Origin of the sequence: Klebsiella sp. HMSC16A12, assembly GCF_001808265.1 — a bacterium.
GTDB classification, from domain to species: domain Bacteria; phylum Pseudomonadota; class Gammaproteobacteria; order Enterobacterales; family Enterobacteriaceae; genus Klebsiella; species Klebsiella pneumoniae.
Genome location: NZ_KV792602.1, coordinates 1 through 699 on the forward strand (window position 1 = coordinate 1; position 699 = coordinate 699).

1 protein-coding gene and 1 pseudogene are annotated in these 699 nt (G+C 52.9%); both read left to right on the forward strand.

Annotated features, from left to right (window positions below):
- Positions 1-140: 140 nt before the first annotated feature.
- Positions 141-461 (forward strand): annotated as a pseudogene (locus tag HMPREF3140_RS29640) (IS66 family insertion sequence element accessory protein TnpB); the annotation flags it as partial.
- On the forward strand, positions 458-699 hold a 242-nt coding region (tnpB, locus tag HMPREF3140_RS10830), incomplete at its 3' end, for an IS66 family insertion sequence element accessory protein TnpB (protein ID WP_070552985.1). The pseudogene HMPREF3140_RS29640 and the gene tnpB, both read left to right, overlap by 4 nt.

Genomic DNA, 699 nt, shown 5'->3' on the forward strand with positions numbered 1-699 from the left:
CAGCAAAAGTTCGATTTATTCAACAAAGCCAACTCTGCGCTGAAATTTCTTTTTTTCATTATGACACCTGTGTTGTTCTGAGGTGAGCATATCACCTCTGTTCAGGTGGCCAAATTCAGTAAACCACTTCATATCAGCCTGGAGCCTGTGTTGCCCGGTTGGCGCGGGATAATGGAATTAATGACAATCTGCTGTTTACCTGGCGCCAGCGTTACAGACATCTTCTGCCCGATGAAATACAACGGTCAATCAGAGAGCAAGACTCTGTTATCCCCGTTGTCCTGCCTGATATGGTCCTGTCACACCATGCTGAGCCGCACTATGAACCCGCCGCTCCAGCCTGCCGCGAGGCCATGACATGCGAGGTGACTGTCGGCGGTGCCAGCCTGCGTCTGTCCGGGGATTTATCACCTGCACTTCTGAAAACGCTGATCCGCGAGCTGAGCGGGAGGAGCCGATGATACCCTTACCGTCAGGCACTCGTATCTGGCTGGTTGCCGGGGTCACCGATATGCGTAAGTCCTTCAATGGTCTGGGCGAACTGGTCCAGCATGTTCTTGATGACAATCCGTTCTCCGGCCACCTGTTTATCTTCCGTGGTCGTAAAGGTGACACCGTGAGGATCCTCTGGGCTGATGCTGACGGTCTGTGTCTGTTTACCAAACGTCTGGAAGAGGGACAGTTCGTCTGGCCTGCTGT